Source organism: Listeria sp. Marseille-Q6474, from assembly GCF_946902005.1.
GTDB lineage: Bacteria > Bacillota > Bacilli > Lactobacillales > Listeriaceae > Listeria > Listeria innocua.
Window position 1 is genome coordinate 1,711,994 of record NZ_CAMPPS010000001.1, and the last position, 17,553, is coordinate 1,729,546.

The window sequence follows — 17,553 nt, forward strand, 5'->3', positions numbered from 1 at the left end:
CTTTGCTTGACCACGATACAACTTTGGAATATTCTGAATGTGAGGTGGATATGTATGGCGATTATTTTTGCAAAAGAAGAGAACTTGGAAGAGATTATTAGTAGCCATCCTAAAATATTACTTAATTTTTGGGCAGAGTGGTGTGCTCCGTGCCGCTGTTTCTGGCCAACGCTTGAGCAATTCTCTGAGGTGGAAGAAGGTAATGTCCAAGTTGTGAAAATTAATGTAGATAAACAACGTGCATTAGCTCAAAAGTTTGATGTAAAAGGAATACCAAATTCGCTTGTTCTTGTTGATGGAGAAATTAAAGGCGCAATTGCTGGTATTGTCAGTTGTGATGAACTTAGAAGTAGGTTTAATAGTCTAGCAAAATAAAAATTCCGCGATCCAATTTAATGGTCGCGGAATTTTTTGTTTCACGTGAAACATTTATTATTTGAAAACGCGGAAACGGTCAGCGTCATCGATGAATTCTTTTTCGCCAGCTTCTTGAACGATGTTACCAAACGGCATTTGAGCGCGTAAGTTCCAGCTTGCAGGAATATTCCATTCAGCTTTAACAGCATCGTCAATTAGTGGGTTGTAATGTTGTAGAGATGCACCAATTCCAGCGTTTGCAAGAGCAACCCATACTGAATGTTGTGCAATACCTGAAGATTGTTCAGACCATACAGGGAAATTATCTGCATATAGTGCAAAGTTTTCTTGTAGACCTTCAATAACAGCAGTATCTTCAAAGAAAAGAACTGTTCCGTATCCAGCGCGGAAAGAACCAACTTTTTCTTCAGTAGCTGCAAAGTTTTCAGCAGGTACGATAGCGCGTAATGTGTCTTCTACGATATTCCAAAGTTTATCATGGTTTTCTCCTAAAAGAATAACAGCGCGAGAACTTTGAGAGTTGAAAGAAGATGGGCTGTATTTAACTGCGTCTTTAATGATTTCTTCAATTTTGGAATCCTCTACGGAAACGTTTTTATCTAGTGCATAAATGGAACGACGAACTTTAATAGAATCTAAAAATGTATTAGTCATAATAATAAAACTCCTTTGTTAATGTTATTTACTTACATAAGTATAGCAACTATTTATTAATTTGCAAGTGTTTTTGTCGGAAAAAGATTATGTAAGCGCTAAACCGATTACAGCCCATATAAAAAAACTTTTTAAGTAAAAAACTTGCTTTTAAGAACATTTGTTCGTATAATAAAATTAAGAGGTGATAATTATGGTTACGGCAATTCAGAAAGAGCAAGTGCGGACAGAGAAGAATGCTGCTTTTTTAACGAGTCGGCCAGAAGTGGATTATTTAGAACGCGAGAGCTTCTTTATCACATTAAAAGACGCCATGAAGCGAGAATGGGTCGTTCGACTAAAATTTTTTCAAGAAGCAGATGTTTCTTCTTTACGTCTAGCACCATTTGAATATCCTTCCGCCTTTCTTGGGCTAGGAGAAATTGAAAAACAAGATTTGGTGCCACTTGAAATCGACATGTTAACGGAAGAAGTTATTTTTACAGATATTGTTGGACATGAATATGTAATTGAATTTAGAGATATTATAGATGTTGAATTATTATAGAAGCAGTCGTTTATTCGGCTGTTTTTTCTTGTCAAAAAAGGAATCCATATGTATAATGGTTGTTATGACAATTATTGTTACGACAATGGAAAAGAGGTTGGAAATGCGCGGATATTATGATGAAATCTCATTTGATGTGAATACGACTGCGAAGAAAATGCACTTATTTTTGATGCGTTCTATTGCAAGCTATGATGTAACGCCTGAGCAGTGGTCAGTTTTGGAGGGGATTGAGGCCAACGAACCGATTTCTCAAAAAGAAATTGCGCTTTGGACAAAAAAAGACACGCCCACAGTGAACCGGATTGTCGACGTTTTGCTTCGAAAAGAGCTTATTTTGAGGGAAATTAGCACAGAAGATAGACGAATTTCGCTTTTGTCATTAACGGATAAAGGGAGAAAAGAAACGACAGAACTTCGGGATATTGTGGAGGCGAGTTGTGAAAAAATGTTTGCTGGGATTACTCGCGCGGATTTGGAGCAATTCACGGCTATTTTAAAGAACATTTCTACTAATATAGAGTAAAGAGGGGTAAATTTTGGAAAATAAGACAAGACTTTGGACGAAGGACTACGTATTTTTATTATTAGGCAGTGTGCTTTTATATATTGGGTTTATGGTGTTTATGCCAACGTTACCAGCCCGAATTATTGAACTTGGCGGAACACAAATGGAAGCTAGTTTAGCGGTGGGGCTATTTTCAATTGTCGCCTTACTTATGCGGGCGATTGCTGGAAGTTGGAACGACAAATTTGGACCTAAAGTATTAATTATTGCAGGTTTTTTGATTTTAATTTTAACGACTGTGAACTTTTATTGGTCGACGGCGGTTGCGGCTTTGCTTATATTACGGCTTTTTCACGGGGCTGGCTGGGGTATCGGCACGACGTCAATTGCGACAGGGGTGTCTAAATTAGTACCGCCGAGCAGAACGGGAGAAGGAATTGGCTTTTACGGGCTTACGACTGCGCTTGGAATGTCACTGGCGCCGATTATTGCTATTTTAATCATGAATTATTTTTCTTTTGATGTTTTAGTGACTTTTTCGCTTGTTTTGATGGTGTTTATTTTACTTTTAATGACACAAGTGAAAATTCCAAAATCAGAAAAGATCGTCCATCAAAAAATGAAATTATTCGAGAAAACGGCGCTACTTCCGGCAGGGCTATGTTTGCTAATGGCTATTCCGCTTGGTGGTATTCAGACATTTATGATGGTGTACGGGACGGAAATTGGGATTTCGACAACTTGGGTTTATTTTATCGGGCAAGCGATTATGGTGCTTATTAGTCGGTTGTTTGCTGGGCGTCTTTATGATACAAAAGGACATCGTTTTGTTATTATTCCGGGTGCGCTATCCATGATTATTGGAATATTAATTCTTTCTTTTGCAACCGGGGCAATCAGCTTATTTATCGCATCACTGTTTTTTGGACTAGGTTACGGGATGGCACAACCTGCACTCCAAGCACTTGCTGTTGACCGAGCTGCGCCACATAACAAAGGAACTGCGAACGGTACTTTTCTTTCGGGAATGGACATTGGGATGGCTGTTGGTAGTTTTGGTTTAAGTATTGTGGCGACTTACTACAATTATGCTATTATGTACCGCACAGCAATTATTGCGCTTGTCATATTTTTTGTGGTTTATTGGTTAACTTTAGGGCGAAAAGTGAAAAATAGCTGACATCTCTTGTGAAGCTGTTTTCAAATTTTATATGTGCGAGAATCGCTTTAAATAGCGGATTCTCGCACTTTTTTAATGTCAGAATGTTTAAACATCACATTTATTTGGAGATTTAGTATAAATTTTCTGAAAAACAGCTCTATTTCTGCTATAATATACAAAAGTACAAAAGGCAGTGTTTACTTTTAAGCGCTGAAAAATCCGAATATTGTGTAGAATATCACAGGTTCGGCTTTTTTATTTCTTAAGAACAGAACTTCGAAAAGCATAAGTGTAACGAGGAAGGCTCATATCCGGCCAGTAGTTATGAATTACTGGTGAAAAATTTTTGTAAGTAATTGGGGAAATTTGATGACAGGAGAGATGTTGAGTGGAACGTGTTTATAATTTTTCGGCAGGTCCGGCAGTTTTACCAGTACCGGTACTTGAAAAGGTTCAAAGGGAGCTACTCTCTTATAATGGTTCAGGAATGTCAGTAATGGAGCTGAGTCATAGGTCAGAATTATTTCAAAACATCATAGACGATGCGGAGAGTTTAATTCGAGAATTGATGGGGATTCCAGAAAATTACAAAGTACTATTTTTGCAAGGTGGCGCGAGTTTGCAGTTTGATATGGTGCCGATGAATCTTGCAAATGGTAAAAAAGCAGTCTATGTAAACACTGGATCTTGGGCGAAGAAAGCAATTTCTGAAGCTAAAAAAATTCAGGGTGTTGAGGTGGAAGTAATTGCCTCATCGGAAGACCGTAATTTCAGCTATATTCCTGAAATTCCTACAGTTTCAAATGATGCTGCTTACTTACATGTAACAACAAATAATACAATCGAAGGAACAGCAATGTTTGATGTGCCAGACTCAGCTGTCCCGGTCGTTGCAGATATGTCCTCTAATATTTTATCAAGCGTTTATGATGTGAAAAAATTCGGTTTGATTTATGCAGGAGCGCAAAAGAACATTGGTCCTGCTGGGTTAACGCTTGTCATCGTGCGTGAAGATTTAATCGGGCAAGTAGAGGGACTTCCTTCTATGTTAGATTTTAAAGTACAGGCCGAAAATGGTTCCATGTACAACACACCACCAACTTTTGCTGTTTATGTAGCAAAATTAGTATTCGAATGGATTAAAGAACAAGGTGGCGTTGCTGGAATTGAAGCGTTAAATCGCAAAAAAGCGGCATTATTATATGATTATATCGATCAATCGGATTTCTTTTCTTCACCGGTCGAACCTTCTGCAAGATCGCTTACGAATATTCCTTTTGTGACGAATTCTGCAGAGTTTGATAAAGCTTTTGTTAAAGAAGCTGAAGCAAATGGTTTTAAAAACTTGAAAGGACATCGCTCCGTGGGCGGTATGCGAGCAAGTCTTTACAATGCATTTCCAATTGAAGGGGTAGAAGCACTAATCGCCTTTATGGAAAAATTTGCAAATGCAAGAAAAGGGGGAGAAGTACGTGTTTAATATCCAAACGTTTAATGCTATCGCTAAAGAAGGCTTAAAGACATTTGATCTTGAGAAATATGTGATCGATGCGAACCAGCCAGCAGACGGGATTTTACTACGGAGTTATAACTTACACGATTTTGACTTTCCAGAAACAGTGAAGGCAGTTGCTAGAGCTGGTGCAGGAGTTAATAATATCCCAGTAGAAAATTGTTCTGAAAAAGGTATTGTTGTATTTAATACGCCTGGCGCGAATGCCAATGCTGTAAAGGAACTGGTTCTTGCAAGTTTATTCGTTTCGGCGCGTCCAATTTTGGAAGGTACGGAATGGGTGAAAGAACTACCGGCCGAAGATGATGTGGAACAAAAAGTTGAAGCTGGGAAGAAAGCTTTCGCGGGAACAGAACTTGCTGGCAAAAAACTTGGAATTATTGGCCTAGGTGCAATTGGAGCTTTAGTGGCAAATGATGCGCTATCTCTTGGGATGGACGTGGTCGGTTATGATCCATTCGTTTCCGTAGATACTGCTTGGAGAATTTCTAAAGAAGTGGAACGCGCGATGACGATTGAAGAAGTTTTAGCAACATGCGATTATTTAACGGTTCATGTGCCATTAACGGATAAAACTCGTGGCATGTTCAATGCAGAAACGTTACAATTAGTGAAGGATAATGCGGTCTTACTAAACTTTTCACGCGGTGAGCTAGTGGATTCAGCCTCTGTGAAAGAAGCTTTAGATGATGGACTTTTACGTTTATATATTACAGATTTTGCGACAAAAGAATTATTAAACCATAAAAAAGTGCATGTATTTCCTCATTTAGGCGCATCAACGGAAGAAGCCGAAACCAACTGTGCTAAAATGGCTGCAAAAGAATTACAATATTACCTTGAAACTGGTAGCATTAAAAACTCTGTTAACTATCCAAATGTGGAAATGCCTTATAACGGGCATCCGCGAATTGGTATTTGCCACAAAAACATTCCGAACATGGTCGGGCAAATCACGACAGAGCTTGGGAAATATTCCCTAAATATTTTAGATATGATCAACCGTAGTAAAAATGAATATGCCTACACATTAATTGATATTGATAAGGAAACGCAAGCTAATTTGGAACAACTGAAAAGTGATTTATTGGCTGTCCAAGGGGTTTTGCGTGTTCGAGTTATTGAACCATTAGGTGTGACAGTTTAAAATTATTACCCGGGAAATAATTAGAGCATGAAACTTTATGGTAATTGCCAGACGGGTTCATGCTCTTTTACTAAAAAGGAGGATAACAATGGTAAATATACGTCCATTTAAAGCATTACGTCCAATTAAAAATCTAGCGGAAAAAGTGGCTTCGTTGCCATATGATGTACTTAATTCGGAAGAGGCGCGCGAACTTGGCGATGCAAATAAGTATTCTTTTTTACATATTGATAAGGCGGAAATTGATTTAGATCCGGCAATTTCCCCTTATGACCCAGCTGTTTATCAAAAAGCGGCTGATAATTTGGAGCAATTTGAGCTGGATGGTTGGCTTGGAAGAGAAGCAAACCCGGCATTTTATATTTATCAACTGACGATGGATGGTCGTCCGCAAACAGGGCTGGTTGTTTGTACGTCGATTGATGATTATTTGAACGGCAAGATTAAGAAACATGAGCTGACTCGGGAAGAGAAGGAGTTAGACCGGATTCGCCACGTAGATGTTTGTGATGCGAATACAAGTCCAATTTTCCTTACTTATCGTGGAAAAGAAGCGATTAATACCCTTATTGAGTCTTGGGTGAATGAAAATGAACCTGAATACGACTTTGAGAGCTTCCACGGGGTCACTCATAAGGCTTGGGCAATTACGGACGCTCATATTCTAGAAGACCTGTCAGCGGCGTTCTCGGAAGTCCCAGCACTATATATCGCAGACGGTCACCATAGAACGGAATCTGCTGTAAAAGTTGGTTTGAAACGGCGCGAAGAGTTTCCAGAGGCTGGACCAGAAGCAGAATTTAATTTCTTCTTATCGGTTGTTTTTCCAGAAGAGCAATTAGAAATTCTTGATTATAATCGGGTTGTGAATGTGCCAATTGAAGCGGATTTCCTTAGTAAAGTAGAAGCTAGTTTTGACGTGGAGAAGGTTGGGAAAGAAGCATTTAAACCAGAGAAGCCAAAACAAGTTGGGATGTATTTAGATGGAAATTGGTACAAACTTACGGCGAAAAGCGATGTGATTCCAAGTGATGTTATCGGTCAGCTGGATGTTTCGATATTACAATCGCAAGTTTTAACGCCGATTTTTGGAATTGAAGATATTCGTCGCGACAACCGCATTGATTTTGTCGGCGGAATACGTGGCTTAGAAGAGCTAACTCGTTTGGTGGATAATGGCAGTCATTCGGTGGCATTTGCGATGTACCCGCCGACAATGGACGATTTACTTGGTGTAGCGGATGCTGCGGAGATTATGCCACCAAAATCGACTTGGTTTGAACCGAAATTATTAAGTGGGCTGTTTGTCCACGATTTAGAAAGTAAGTAGTTTTAAGATGAAGCGAATTAGTTACTATTATTCTGCGGAAAATGAGTCTGAGATTAACCTAGAGATATGGAAAATGTTTATGAATAAAAGTGAAGCTGAGCGAAAACTCCATTTTGATTATACAGGTATTGTGTTTGATATTCAGCTAGGAGAAGTCGGGAAAGTGGACTTGCCAGAGCGGGTTCAAGCGCTAATTGATAAGAATGGAATGGAAGCTTTGCCGATTTTAGTTGTAGATGAAGCGATATACAATTATGGGGAGTTTTCTGTGATTGATGCGGTTGAGGAATTACTGGATGTGGGTGTTTCTATTCAAGTGGAAGAAGATTGAGATTAGGAGCCAGTCGGAATTAGTTTCGGCTGGTTTTTTGCCTGAGTAAATTAAAACAAACCAATCAATTTCCGCTATTTATGATAATATAAAAGTGCCCGATTAAGTTAAACGAAGGAGTGAATCGAGTGTCTCATTTAAAAGATTATACGATTGGTATTCAACACATAAAGCAGCTGACGTCGGAAATTTCACTTGGAACTAAATTGGTATTTGATATTTCTGGACAAATAACAATTAAGATTTCTGAGCAAAAATTTTACTTGCAGGAAGGCGATATTTTAGTCCTTGATCGCAACACTTTTTATACAATTGAAGGAAATGAAGCTAACTTAATTATTGATTTAACGATTTCAGATACATTTTTTGCGCATTATTATGAGGATTATTTTCAGCATTCTTTTAAATTTTTCTCGAAGGAGAGTGACCCTGGGAGAGAGCGGGTTGTTGGGTCGTTGAGGAAGTCGGTGAGTGAGCTTTTGATTGCTTCGGCGACGAAGAAACGAGCGAATAAATTAGAAGCGCAATCGGCGTTGTTCCAAATCTTATTATTACTTACGCGTTTTTTGAAAAAAGGGATTCCATCTTCTGCTAGGAAAGAAGTCAATGATAAACGGATTTCGCGCATTATTCGAGAAGTGGAGGAGCGGTTTGATGAAGCCTTGTCGCTTCGTGAGTTTGCACAAAAAGAGTTTTTAAGTGAGGCGTATTTATCACGTTATTTTAAAAAGACGACTGGTCTTGGGTTCTTGCAGTATTTGACAGAAGTTCGATTGAAGCATGCGATTCAAGATTTACTACATTCGGCGGAAAGTATTACGGAAATCGCGTTAAAAAACGGTTTTTCGAGTCAAAAGCATTTTTCGGAAGTGTTTAAGTTTCATTTTGAGCTAACGCCAAGTGAGTACCGATCCGAACATCATGTGGAAACGAATTTGTTACTAGACAATAAGACATCTGAGCTGGGCGCTAGTATAGAGCAAATTGTGCCATCTCCGGAAATTTTAGTGAATTTGTCGCGGCTTTATCATGATGTGGAGCCGGGTAAGGAATTAAATAAAGCGCCATTTGAGAAAAAGAAAATTGATATTACGGAAAAGGCGGCTCGTTGCCTTAGCGAGAATATGAATATTTTAACCATTGGTGAGCTTAAAGAAGTGCTTAAAGCTAACGTGCAAAAGCAGATTATTACGACACGCGATGAAATTGGGATTAATTATATTGGCATTCGTCATTTGTTTAGAGGTTCGACATTCTTGCCTGAAACGGAAACGGACGAGCTAGTGCCGACATCTTCGCCATACGCTAATGCGGATTTGGCGCTCACGTTTTTAAAACAGCAAAATTTACAGTTGTTCATTCGCATAGAGTATCAAGATATTGTAGGTGAGGAAGCCGCTGTTTTTGAGCGCTTGGATCATTTTTTAAAGCATTGTATGCAAGTTTTTGGGCGGGAATTTGTTTCTAAGTGGCATTTTATGTTTTTTGAACCGAAAAATACATATGCTGATAAAGAAGAACTGAAAAAAATTTATTTGAAAATACATCATATTATAAAATCGCGTTTTCCAGCTATCCGAGTCGGAAATTTTGTCCCGTTTTCACTTTCTAAAAATGAAGTTCCAGAACGGCATACGTGGTTTTTAGATATGGCTGATGAAATTGATTTTGTGGCCTATAATGCGAATCAAAATGAAGCGGTGGATTTTTCGAAAGAAGATATGAAGTCGTTTATGATTTCCGAAGATTATTGTTTATCTAAAACGCGGAAGTTGAAGGCTTTTTTGAAACATCATCATATTAATAAACCTCTTATGCTGGTGAACTGGAATACGCTAACGGGAAATACGCGGTATACGAATGGTACGTTTTTCCGAGGTGCGTTGGTTTTAAAAACAATGCTAGATTTGGCGCCAGAAGTGGATGCGTTAGGGTTTTGGATTAATACAGAACTGCATGAAGGTGATGACAGCCAGTTAAATATTAGTTTAGATGGGATTGAAATGTTCCACTTTTTTGACGGAAAAAGACCGGCGTTTTATGCGGTGAAGTTTTTGAGGAGGCTTAAGGGTGTTGTTGTTGCTGAGGGTGCGGATTTCATTATGACGAAGCATACAGACGGATACCAACTTATTCTGATGAACTGTGCGAATATTAACCCGAGATATTCTGTGGAAGAGAGATTTACTAAGGAAGAGCAGAAAGAAATGCATATTCGAATAACGGGGCTTCAAGCGGGTGAATACCAAGTGTGCAAATGGCAATTCGACCGCGATAATGGGGCACTTTATTCGAAGTATTGGCAGCTTAATAGTAAGTATGGACTGGATAAAGAGATTTTGGATTATATTGTTGATGCTTCTCAGCCGACACTTACGGTGAGTGATGAGACGATTACGGAAGATTGGTCGTTTTATGCGTATTTGGATATTAATGCGATTCACTTTTATGAGTTTAGAAGTACGATTTAAAAAGTTCAACTCTTGCAGTTGAGCTTTTTTTATGCCCTGAACACCGAATTTTTGACATTGGTTGACGCGGTTTAGAAAAGAAGAAAATTTCAAGCTAAAACTAAGCAAAAAAGCAAACTTCTTTTAGTTTGTTTTTTTTTATAATAAAGGTGTAGTTAAAAATACGGATGTTCTGGCCAGCAGATGTATTAAAAATGGAGGTTTGGATAATGAAAGAGAAGTTATTTCAAAAACTAGACGAAAAACGAGATCGAATGATAGAAATTCGTCGTTACTTACACGAACACCCTGAACTTTCTTTTCAAGAGGAGAATACGGCGAAGTATATTGCGGATTTTTATAAAGAAATGGACTGCGATGTGCGGACGCATGTTGGCGGGAATGGCGTTGTAGTAACGATTGATACAGGCAAGCCGGGCAAGACACTGGCAATTCGCGCTGATTTTGATGCACTTCCTATCCAAGAAGAAACTGGCTTAGCTTTTGCATCTAAAAATCCTGGTGTAATGCACGCTTGTGGTCACGACGGTCATACTGCTTATATGCTTATTTTAGGCGAAACACTTATTGAAATGAAAGAAGAATTAACAGGAAAACTTGTTATTTTACATCAGCATGCGGAAGAAACTCCTCCTGGTGGCGCGATTCAAATGATTCAAGACGGGGCGCTGGATGGTGTGGATAATGTCCTTGGAATTCATGTGATGTCTACAATGAAAACAGGCGAAGTTTTCTACCGTGAGGGTGCGATTCAAACTGGGCGCTCTTATTTCAAACTTAAAGTACAAGGTCAAGGTGGACACGGCTCATCTCCGCATTTAGCGAATGATGCTATTGTTGCAGCAAGTGAATTTGTAGTAGCTGTGCAAACTGTTATTAGTCGCCGTTTAAACCCATTTGATGTTGGCTCGATTACGATTGGTTCTTTTGATGGAAAAGGTAGTTTTAATGTTATAAAGGATGCGGTTGAGCTTGAAGGCGATGTGCGCTCGATGTCTGAAGAGGCACGCAACATTATTCAAAAAGAAATTACCCGTATCGTTAGCGGCATAGAAGCAATGTTTGGCGTTACTTGTGAACTTGATTACAAAAATGATTATCCGGTTTTAAATAATGACGAAGCTTTGACTGATTTCGTTGTTAAATCTATTAAAGGGGCGAAAATCCCTGAAATCACGGATGTTGTGCGTTGTGAACCGCAACCACCTTCAGAAGACTTTGCTTATTATGCAAAAGAACGCCCAAGCTCATTTTTCTATGTGGGAGCAATGCCGGCAGATGGTCATTTTTATCCGCATCATCATCCAAAATTCGACATCAATGAAGATTCATTATTAATTGCATCAAAAGCAATGGGAGCTTGTGTTGTAGATTACTTAAAAGGAGAGAATAACTAATGACTTCAACAGCGTATAAAGGTACAAATAAACTAATCGTTGGGATTGTTTTTGGGGTTATCACGTTTTGGCTTTTTGCTCAATCAATGGTGAATATCGTTCCGGCCGTGCAATCTGACCTTGGAATTTCCTCTGATTTACTTAGTATTGCCATCAGCTTAACCGCGCTATTTTCAGGTATTTTTATTGTTGTAGCGGGTGGTATGGCTGACAAATTTGGTCGCGTGAAATTAACTTATATCGGACTTATTCTTAGTATCATCGGTTCACTGCTACTTGTTGTTACTCAAGGGTCGACGCTACTTATTATCGGCCGGATTATTCAAGGTCTTTCAGCTGCTTGTATTATGCCAGCAACTCTTGCCTTAATGAAAACTTATTTTGATGGGGCAGATAGACAAAGAGCACTTAGTTACTGGTCAATTGGCTCATGGGGCGGATCAGGTATTTGTTCGTTCGCAGGTGGCGCAATCGCAACATACATGGGCTGGCGCTGGATTTTCATTATTTCCATCGTATTCGCACTACTTGGAATGCTACTAATTAAAGGTACTCCAGAAAGTAAAGTCGTTCAAAATACAAAAGCAAAATTTGATTCATTTGGTCTTGTTCTTTTTGTTATCGCAATGGTTTGCTTAAACCTTATCATCACTCGTGGGGCTACATTTGGTTGGACAAGCCCAATTACTATCGCGATGCTCGTTGTTTTCCTTATTTCTGCGGGATTATTTTTCCGAGTGGAACTACGACAAGCAAATGGATTTATTGATTTCTCGTTATTTAAAAATAAAGCTTATACAGGCGCGACACTTTCCAACTTCTTGTTAAATGCAGCTGCTGGAACGCTTGTTGTTGCAAATACTTATGTGCAAATTGGTCGCGGTTTTACAGCATTCCAATCCGGTTTACTTTCTATCGGTTACCTTGTCTGTGTGCTTGGAATGATTCGGATAGGTGAAAAAATTCTTCAACGTGTTGGCGCGCGTAAACCAATGATTTTAGGTTCTGGGATTACGGCGGTTGGTATTGCTTTAATGGCGCTCACTTTTATTCCAGGAACATTGTATACGGTGCTTGTGTTTGTTGGATTTGCTTTATTTGGTATCGGACTTGGTATGTATGCAACTCCTTCAACAGATACAGCTATCTCTAATGCTCCAGAAGATAAAGTCGGAGTAGCTTCTGGTATTTACAAAATGGCAAGTTCGCTAGGTGGCTCATTCGGTGTGGCAATTTCCGCTACGATTTATGGTGTAATTGCACTTTCTGGAAATATTGATTTAGCTGCAATGGTGGGGCTTTTAACTAACGTCGGTTTTTGTGTCGTTTCACTTATTTCCGTCGCTGTAACAACTCCATCAGCGAAAAAAGCGCTCGAATTAAAAGCCGCAAAAGAATAGGAGGTTGTATTTATCATGCGTACTCAGTTAATGAATATGCTTCAGGAACGAAAAGATGAAATCACTCAGATTAGACGGCATTTGCACGAACATCCTGAATTATCGTTTCATGAAACAGAAACAACAAAATACATCCAAGATTTTTACAAAGGAAAAGACGTGGAAGTGGCAACTGAAGTGGGTAATGGCCATGCGGTTGTTGTAACGATTAAAGGCGGGAAACCGGGGAAAACAATTGCGTTACGTGCCGATTTTGATGCCCTTCCTATCGAAGAACAAACTGATTTACCATTTAAATCTAAAAATCCTGGCGTAATGCATGCATGTGGTCATGATGGACATACTGCTTATTTACTCGTTTTGGCAGATTGTTTAATTCAACTAAAAGAAAATATCCCTGGAACGATAAAAATTATTCATCAACATGCTGAAGAAACACCACCCGGCGGAGCAAAAAGCGTTGTTGAATCTGGTATTTTAGATGATGTGGATCAAATTTTTGGTATTCACGTATTTCCATTTGGTGAAAGTGGGCAAGTTTATTATCATAGTGGCTACGCGATGGCTGGTCGCACTTATTTTAAACTTAAAATCCAAGGTGTTGGTGGGCACGGTTCATCCCCGCATATGGCAAATGATGCGATTGTCGCGGGTGCTTATTTTGTGACAGCCATTCAAACAGTAGTGAGCCGCCGTTTGAACCCATTTGATACTGGCGTTATAACGATTGGTTCTTTTGACGGTAAAGGTAGTTTTAACGTTATTAAGGATGCGGTTGAGTTAGAAGGCGATGTGCGTTATATGAACACGGAAAATCGTGATAAAATAGACGCAGAGATTCACCGTATTGTTGCTGGTATTGAGGCGATGTTTGGCGTGAGCGTGGAACTCACTTATACGAACGATTACCCGCCGCTATACAACGACCCAGTAGTAACAGAACAAGTTGTCGCTAGTTTGCAAAAAGGTCTAGGAGAGTACTTAACAGACATCTCCATGTATGATATGCTTTCAGGGTCAGAAGATTTTGCATATTATCTACAAAAAATCCCGGGTGTCTTTTTCTATATTGGTGCGAAACCGAAAAACACCCCGCACGCTTATTTTAATCATCATCCGAAATTTGATATTGATGAAGATGCGTTGTTAGTTGCTGCTAAATCAGTTGCCGACGTCGTTTTAGATTATTTTAAATTGAATGGATAATAGCTTTGAAAAGAGCATAGTCAGAAAATGAATCTGGGTATGCTCTTTTTTTAGTAGTGGGACTATAGAAGAGTGGAGTGAGGTCAAATGAATCAGGTAAAAGGAGAAAAGCATTCGTTAATGGTATTACTTGTTCTATTTATAGGCTATACCAGTGTATACGTGGATAAATATACTATCGGAATTTCACTTGTGACTGTTTCTCAGGATTTAGGATTTGATCCAAGTCAAAAGGGGTTGATTTTAAGTGCCTTCTTTCTTGGTTACACGCTTTTTCAAATTCCAATGGGGTATTTAAATAATCGGATTGGTGCGCGTCCTGTTCTTGCTATATCGATAATTATCGTTGGGCTGTTTCTTATTATTTTTGGTTTCGGCTATTCCTTGCTGTTTTTGGTTGTGATTCGTTTCTTGTCTGGAGCGTTCGGGCATGCGGGTTATCCGCCATCTGTTAGCAACTATATTTCTCTTCATATTCCATTAAACAAGCGAGGTTTTGCGCAGTCAGCAATGCTCGCTTCCTCTGGTTTTGCGGCATTTATTGGTCCACTTTTGATTGCGCAACTATTGCTATCAGTTGGCTGGCGTAATACTTATTATTGGATTGGTATTGTGGTGATTTTCATTGGATTATTAATTTTATTAGTAGTTCCAAAAGCGCCAAAAATAGATAAAAGTACGCAAAAAGAAAAAATTAAAGTACCTTTCTCAGAGCTTTTAAAGGATAAACAGTTGTGGATTCTTTTATTATCTGCACTCTTTATAAATGCAGCGAACTACGGTTTAACAAGTTGGCTTGCTTCTTATTTGAATGAGGCGAGGGGAATTTCTATTAGCGAAGTGAGCTATATTAGTTCTTTAGCTGGACTTTGTATTTTAATTGCGGGTGTTATTGGTGGCTATTTTATTAGTCGTTTCTTCAAAGGGAAAGAGCCAATCGTCATTTTTACATTTAGTGTGCTCGGAGCGTTTACGGTTTACGGGGTGTATTTGTTTGATCAGTTGATGCTTTCGATTATTTGTTTGTGTTTATGTAATATTTTTCTAATTATGGCCTTTACGACTTTAATGGGGTTGCCGCATAAATTATTTAAACAGAGCCACATTGCGACAAAATACGCTGCTATTAACTCGGGCGGGGTTTTAGGTGGCTTTTTCGCACCGATGATTATTGGGGATTTAGTAAATGCGACGAACTCTTATCAATCAGCTTTTCTCTTCTTGGCGCTCACTTTCTTAGTATCAGGAATTATTGTTCTAGCGATAAAAAAACGTTCGGTAATCAGTGAATAAAAAATGGGAGGAAGACCAGATAGACTAGGTTTTCCTCCTATTTTTATTAAGCTAATCCGCCATTGGTGAAAATTGTTTGGCCATTTACCCAGCGTGCCGGTCCAGCTAAAAAAGCCACTGTTTCAGCAATATCATCAGGTTGTCCTAGACGTTCTAGCGGGGTGGCTTTTGCTAAGTTTTCAATTGTTTCATCATCTTTTCCGGTTAAAAATAGCGGGGTTGCGGTTGGTCCGGGTGCGACGGTGTTAACGGTAATATCTTTCCCACGAAGCTCGCGCGCTAAAATTAAAGTGAGCGACTCGACTGCGGCTTTACTAGCAACGTAAGCCCCATATGCCGGAAAACTGGTGCGCGTTACCGAAGTGGAGAAATTAATAATCGCGCCCCCTTTTCGAACGCTTAGGGCAGCTTGTTTGGAAACGACGAAAGTTCCTCTTACATTGGTACGATGAATCAAATCGAAATCTTCCATATCCAAAGTAGCAATGGGACTTAATTTCATAATACCTGCCGTATTTATTACAACATCTACGCCACCAAAATGGGCTGTAATTAATTCAAATGCGTCAATCATTTGCGCTTCGTCAGCCACGTCACCATCAACGCTAATCGCTTCACCACCAGCTTTTACTATTTCCTCGACAAGTGTTTCTGCTTTTACTTTGTTACCTGAATAATGAACAGCAACCGCAAAGTTTTGCTCGACTAACTTTTCGGCAATAGCTTTCCCAATACCGCCAGATCCCCCTAAAATAAATGCGACACGTTTATTAGTCATAATTTATTCGCTCCTTCAATTGCAAATTAGTTACTTTTTTTGTTTTAAGTAACTTTATAGTTGGAAGTATACTCCTTTTGGTTACTTTGTCAAGGATTTGTAACTTTTTAATTTTCCTGTATAATTAGAAACAAAGAATGAGTGGAATCGAGGTATTACAATGGCGAGATTATCCCAAGAAATTATTTTAGATATGGCTGAACAAATTATTTATGAAAAAGGGATGGAAAAAACGACGCTTTATGATATTGCGGGAAATTTGAACGTCACGCATGCGGCGCTTTATAAGCATTATCGAAACAAGGAAGATTTATTTCAAAAGCTGGCGTTACGGTGGCTAGAGGAGACCTCGCGGGAGATTTTTGCTTGGACGAAAGAAAAAGATGCTTCCCCGGACGATGCGCTCCACGACTGGTTATGGCTCTTAGCTGACACCAAGAAAAAACTGTATAAAACCGACCGAAAAATGTTTTTACTTTACACAGATTATATTGAACAAAAGGAAGAATTAGTGAAAAATCATATTGAACATCTCGCGCAAAAAGCAGAGGAAGTTAGCGGCCGGGTGAACCAAGGTGACGCGATTATTACGGCATTTATTTATTTTCACAACCCTTATTTTGCGAGCCGCTGGGAAAAAGCGGGATACGTGGAATTATTCGAGCGTGTTTGGCAGGTTGTGAGATAGTAAGAGAGGAGAGTGCTACATGACAGAAAAAGCAACTTTGGCTAAACAAATATTACATTTTAACGAAACACTTTCGAGTAACTCAATGGATTTGCCGGCCGGTTATCGCGTAATTAACCCATATGAGGGCGATCAAAAAGAACTAGTGCGAAATATAACGACTAGGTTTTATCAGAAATACTACAATGATACAAAACCACGCCGGATAATATTCGGAAGTTCACCTGCTCGCCGAGGTTCTGCTGTGACAGGCGTTCCTTTTGAAGATGCCAAACATCTCCAAAGTGAAACAGGCATTTTTATTGATACATTTTATATAAATCAGTCTTCATCAGATTTTTTATATGATGTTATGAATGAATACGGGGGTTGTGAGCAATTTTATAGTGATTTTTATATGAATTTTGTCTGTCCGCTAGGGATCGTTCGTATAAATGCAAAAGGTAATGAAGTCAATTGTAACTATTACGAGAACAAGCAATTACGAGAAGCGCTAATGCCGTTTATTTTAGAGTCGATTCGTAGTCAGATAGACTTTGGAATGGATACTTCGGTTTGTTACTGCATTGGTAGCGGAGAGAATTTTAAATTTTTATCAAGAATAAATGAAGAACATCATTTTTTTGAGACGATTATACCTTTAGAACATCCACGTTTTATTATGCAATATAATTCTAAAAATAAAGATACGTACATGGAGAAGTATCTTTGTGCTTTAAAAATCTAACAACAAACAGAGAGGACGAGAGC

The 17,553-nt window shown here is 39.0% G+C and carries 17 protein-coding genes; 15 read left to right on the plus strand and 2 right to left on the minus strand.

Annotated features, from left to right (window positions below; genetic code table 11):
• The first annotated feature begins 54 nt into the window (after positions 1–54).
• Positions 55–375, plus strand: a complete 321-nt coding sequence (locus OC533_RS08535) for a thioredoxin family protein (RefSeq protein WP_003764496.1) — start codon at positions 55–57, stop codon at positions 373–375.
• Between the two features lie 57 nt (positions 376–432).
• Here OC533_RS08535 and OC533_RS08540 read toward each other — a convergent pair whose 3' ends face one another.
• On the minus strand, positions 433–1,032 hold the full coding sequence (locus tag OC533_RS08540; RefSeq protein WP_003727590.1) for a nitroreductase family protein: 600 nt from the start codon (positions 1,030–1,032) through the stop codon (positions 433–435).
• Positions 1,033–1,225: 193 nt separating this feature from the next.
• Here OC533_RS08540 and OC533_RS08545 point away from each other — a divergent pair, with 193 nt between their 5' ends.
• The 12 genes from OC533_RS08545 to OC533_RS08600 all read left to right on the plus strand — a co-directional run bounded on the left by OC533_RS08545 (position 1,226) and on the right by OC533_RS08600 (position 15,337).
• A complete protein-coding gene (locus OC533_RS08545) occupies positions 1,226–1,579 on the plus strand; it encodes a hypothetical protein (protein WP_033533748.1) in 354 nt (117 codons plus the stop codon).
• A gap of 103 nt (positions 1,580–1,682) precedes the next feature.
• On the plus strand, positions 1,683–2,105 hold the full coding sequence (locus OC533_RS08550; RefSeq protein ID WP_194322782.1) for a MarR family winged helix-turn-helix transcriptional regulator: 423 nt from the start codon (positions 1,683–1,685) through the stop codon (positions 2,103–2,105).
• A 13-nt stretch (positions 2,106–2,118) separates the two neighbouring features.
• On the plus strand, positions 2,119–3,267 hold the full coding sequence (locus tag OC533_RS08555; protein WP_194320307.1) for a lmo2826 family MFS transporter: 1,149 nt from the start codon (positions 2,119–2,121) through the stop codon (positions 3,265–3,267).
• Positions 3,268–3,637: 370 nt separating this feature from the next.
• Positions 3,638–4,729 carry a 3-phosphoserine/phosphohydroxythreonine transaminase gene (serC, locus tag OC533_RS08560; protein WP_033533750.1) on the plus strand — a complete coding sequence of 364 codons (1,092 nt, stop codon included), beginning with the start codon at positions 3,638–3,640 and terminating at the stop codon, positions 4,727–4,729.
• Complete coding sequence (locus OC533_RS08565; protein ID WP_003764490.1) at positions 4,722–5,909, plus strand: phosphoglycerate dehydrogenase; 1,188 nt, start codon at positions 4,722–4,724, stop codon at positions 5,907–5,909. The genes serC and OC533_RS08565 overlap by 8 nt, the downstream gene beginning before the upstream one ends.
• 88 nt (positions 5,910–5,997) lie before the next feature.
• Positions 5,998–7,239, plus strand: coding sequence for a DUF1015 domain-containing protein (locus tag OC533_RS08570; protein ID WP_010991476.1), 1,242 nt, complete (start codon positions 5,998–6,000; stop codon positions 7,237–7,239).
• Positions 7,240–7,246: 7 nt separating this feature from the next.
• Positions 7,247–7,570, plus strand: a complete 324-nt coding sequence (locus OC533_RS08575; protein WP_194322781.1) for an arsenic metallochaperone ArsD family protein — start codon at positions 7,247–7,249, stop codon at positions 7,568–7,570.
• A gap of 128 nt (positions 7,571–7,698) precedes the next feature.
• Complete coding sequence (locus tag OC533_RS08580) at positions 7,699–10,041, plus strand: helix-turn-helix domain-containing protein (RefSeq protein WP_194323880.1); 2,343 nt, start codon at positions 7,699–7,701, stop codon at positions 10,039–10,041.
• Positions 10,042–10,235: 194 nt separating this feature from the next.
• The gene (locus OC533_RS08585; RefSeq protein ID WP_033533808.1) at positions 10,236–11,438 is read left to right on the plus strand and encodes a M20 family metallopeptidase; all 1,203 of its coding nucleotides are present in this window, start codon (positions 10,236–10,238) and stop codon (positions 11,436–11,438) included.
• Positions 11,438–12,838 carry an MFS transporter gene (locus OC533_RS08590; protein ID WP_003768773.1) on the plus strand — a complete coding sequence of 467 codons (1,401 nt, stop codon included), beginning with the start codon at positions 11,438–11,440 and terminating at the stop codon, positions 12,836–12,838. The genes OC533_RS08585 and OC533_RS08590 overlap by 1 nt, the downstream gene beginning before the upstream one ends.
• Before the next feature lie 15 nt (positions 12,839–12,853).
• Positions 12,854–14,044 (plus strand): M20 family metallopeptidase, encoded by a 1,191-nt coding sequence (locus tag OC533_RS08595; protein ID WP_262265247.1) that lies wholly within the window; start codon positions 12,854–12,856, stop codon positions 14,042–14,044.
• A gap of 87 nt (positions 14,045–14,131) precedes the next feature.
• The gene (locus OC533_RS08600; RefSeq protein WP_003772753.1) at positions 14,132–15,337 is read left to right on the plus strand and encodes an MFS transporter; all 1,206 of its coding nucleotides are present in this window, start codon (positions 14,132–14,134) and stop codon (positions 15,335–15,337) included.
• Positions 15,338–15,383: 46 nt separating this feature from the next.
• Here the strand turns inward: OC533_RS08600 and OC533_RS08605 are convergent, their stop codons facing one another.
• Entirely contained in the window at positions 15,384–16,115 is a 732-nt protein-coding gene (locus OC533_RS08605) for an SDR family oxidoreductase (RefSeq protein ID WP_194323881.1), read from the minus strand.
• A gap of 160 nt (positions 16,116–16,275) precedes the next feature.
• Between OC533_RS08605 and OC533_RS08610 the strand changes: the two genes are divergently transcribed.
• Both OC533_RS08610 and OC533_RS08615 read left to right on the plus strand, forming a co-directional pair.
• On the plus strand, positions 16,276–16,803 hold the full coding sequence (locus OC533_RS08610) for a TetR/AcrR family transcriptional regulator (RefSeq protein ID WP_194322778.1): 528 nt from the start codon (positions 16,276–16,278) through the stop codon (positions 16,801–16,803).
• Positions 16,804–16,822: 19 nt separating this feature from the next.
• Positions 16,823–17,530, plus strand: coding sequence for an SMUG2 DNA glycosylase family protein (locus OC533_RS08615; protein ID WP_185520993.1), 708 nt, complete (start codon positions 16,823–16,825; stop codon positions 17,528–17,530).
• The last annotated feature ends 23 nt before the right edge of the window (positions 17,531–17,553 follow it).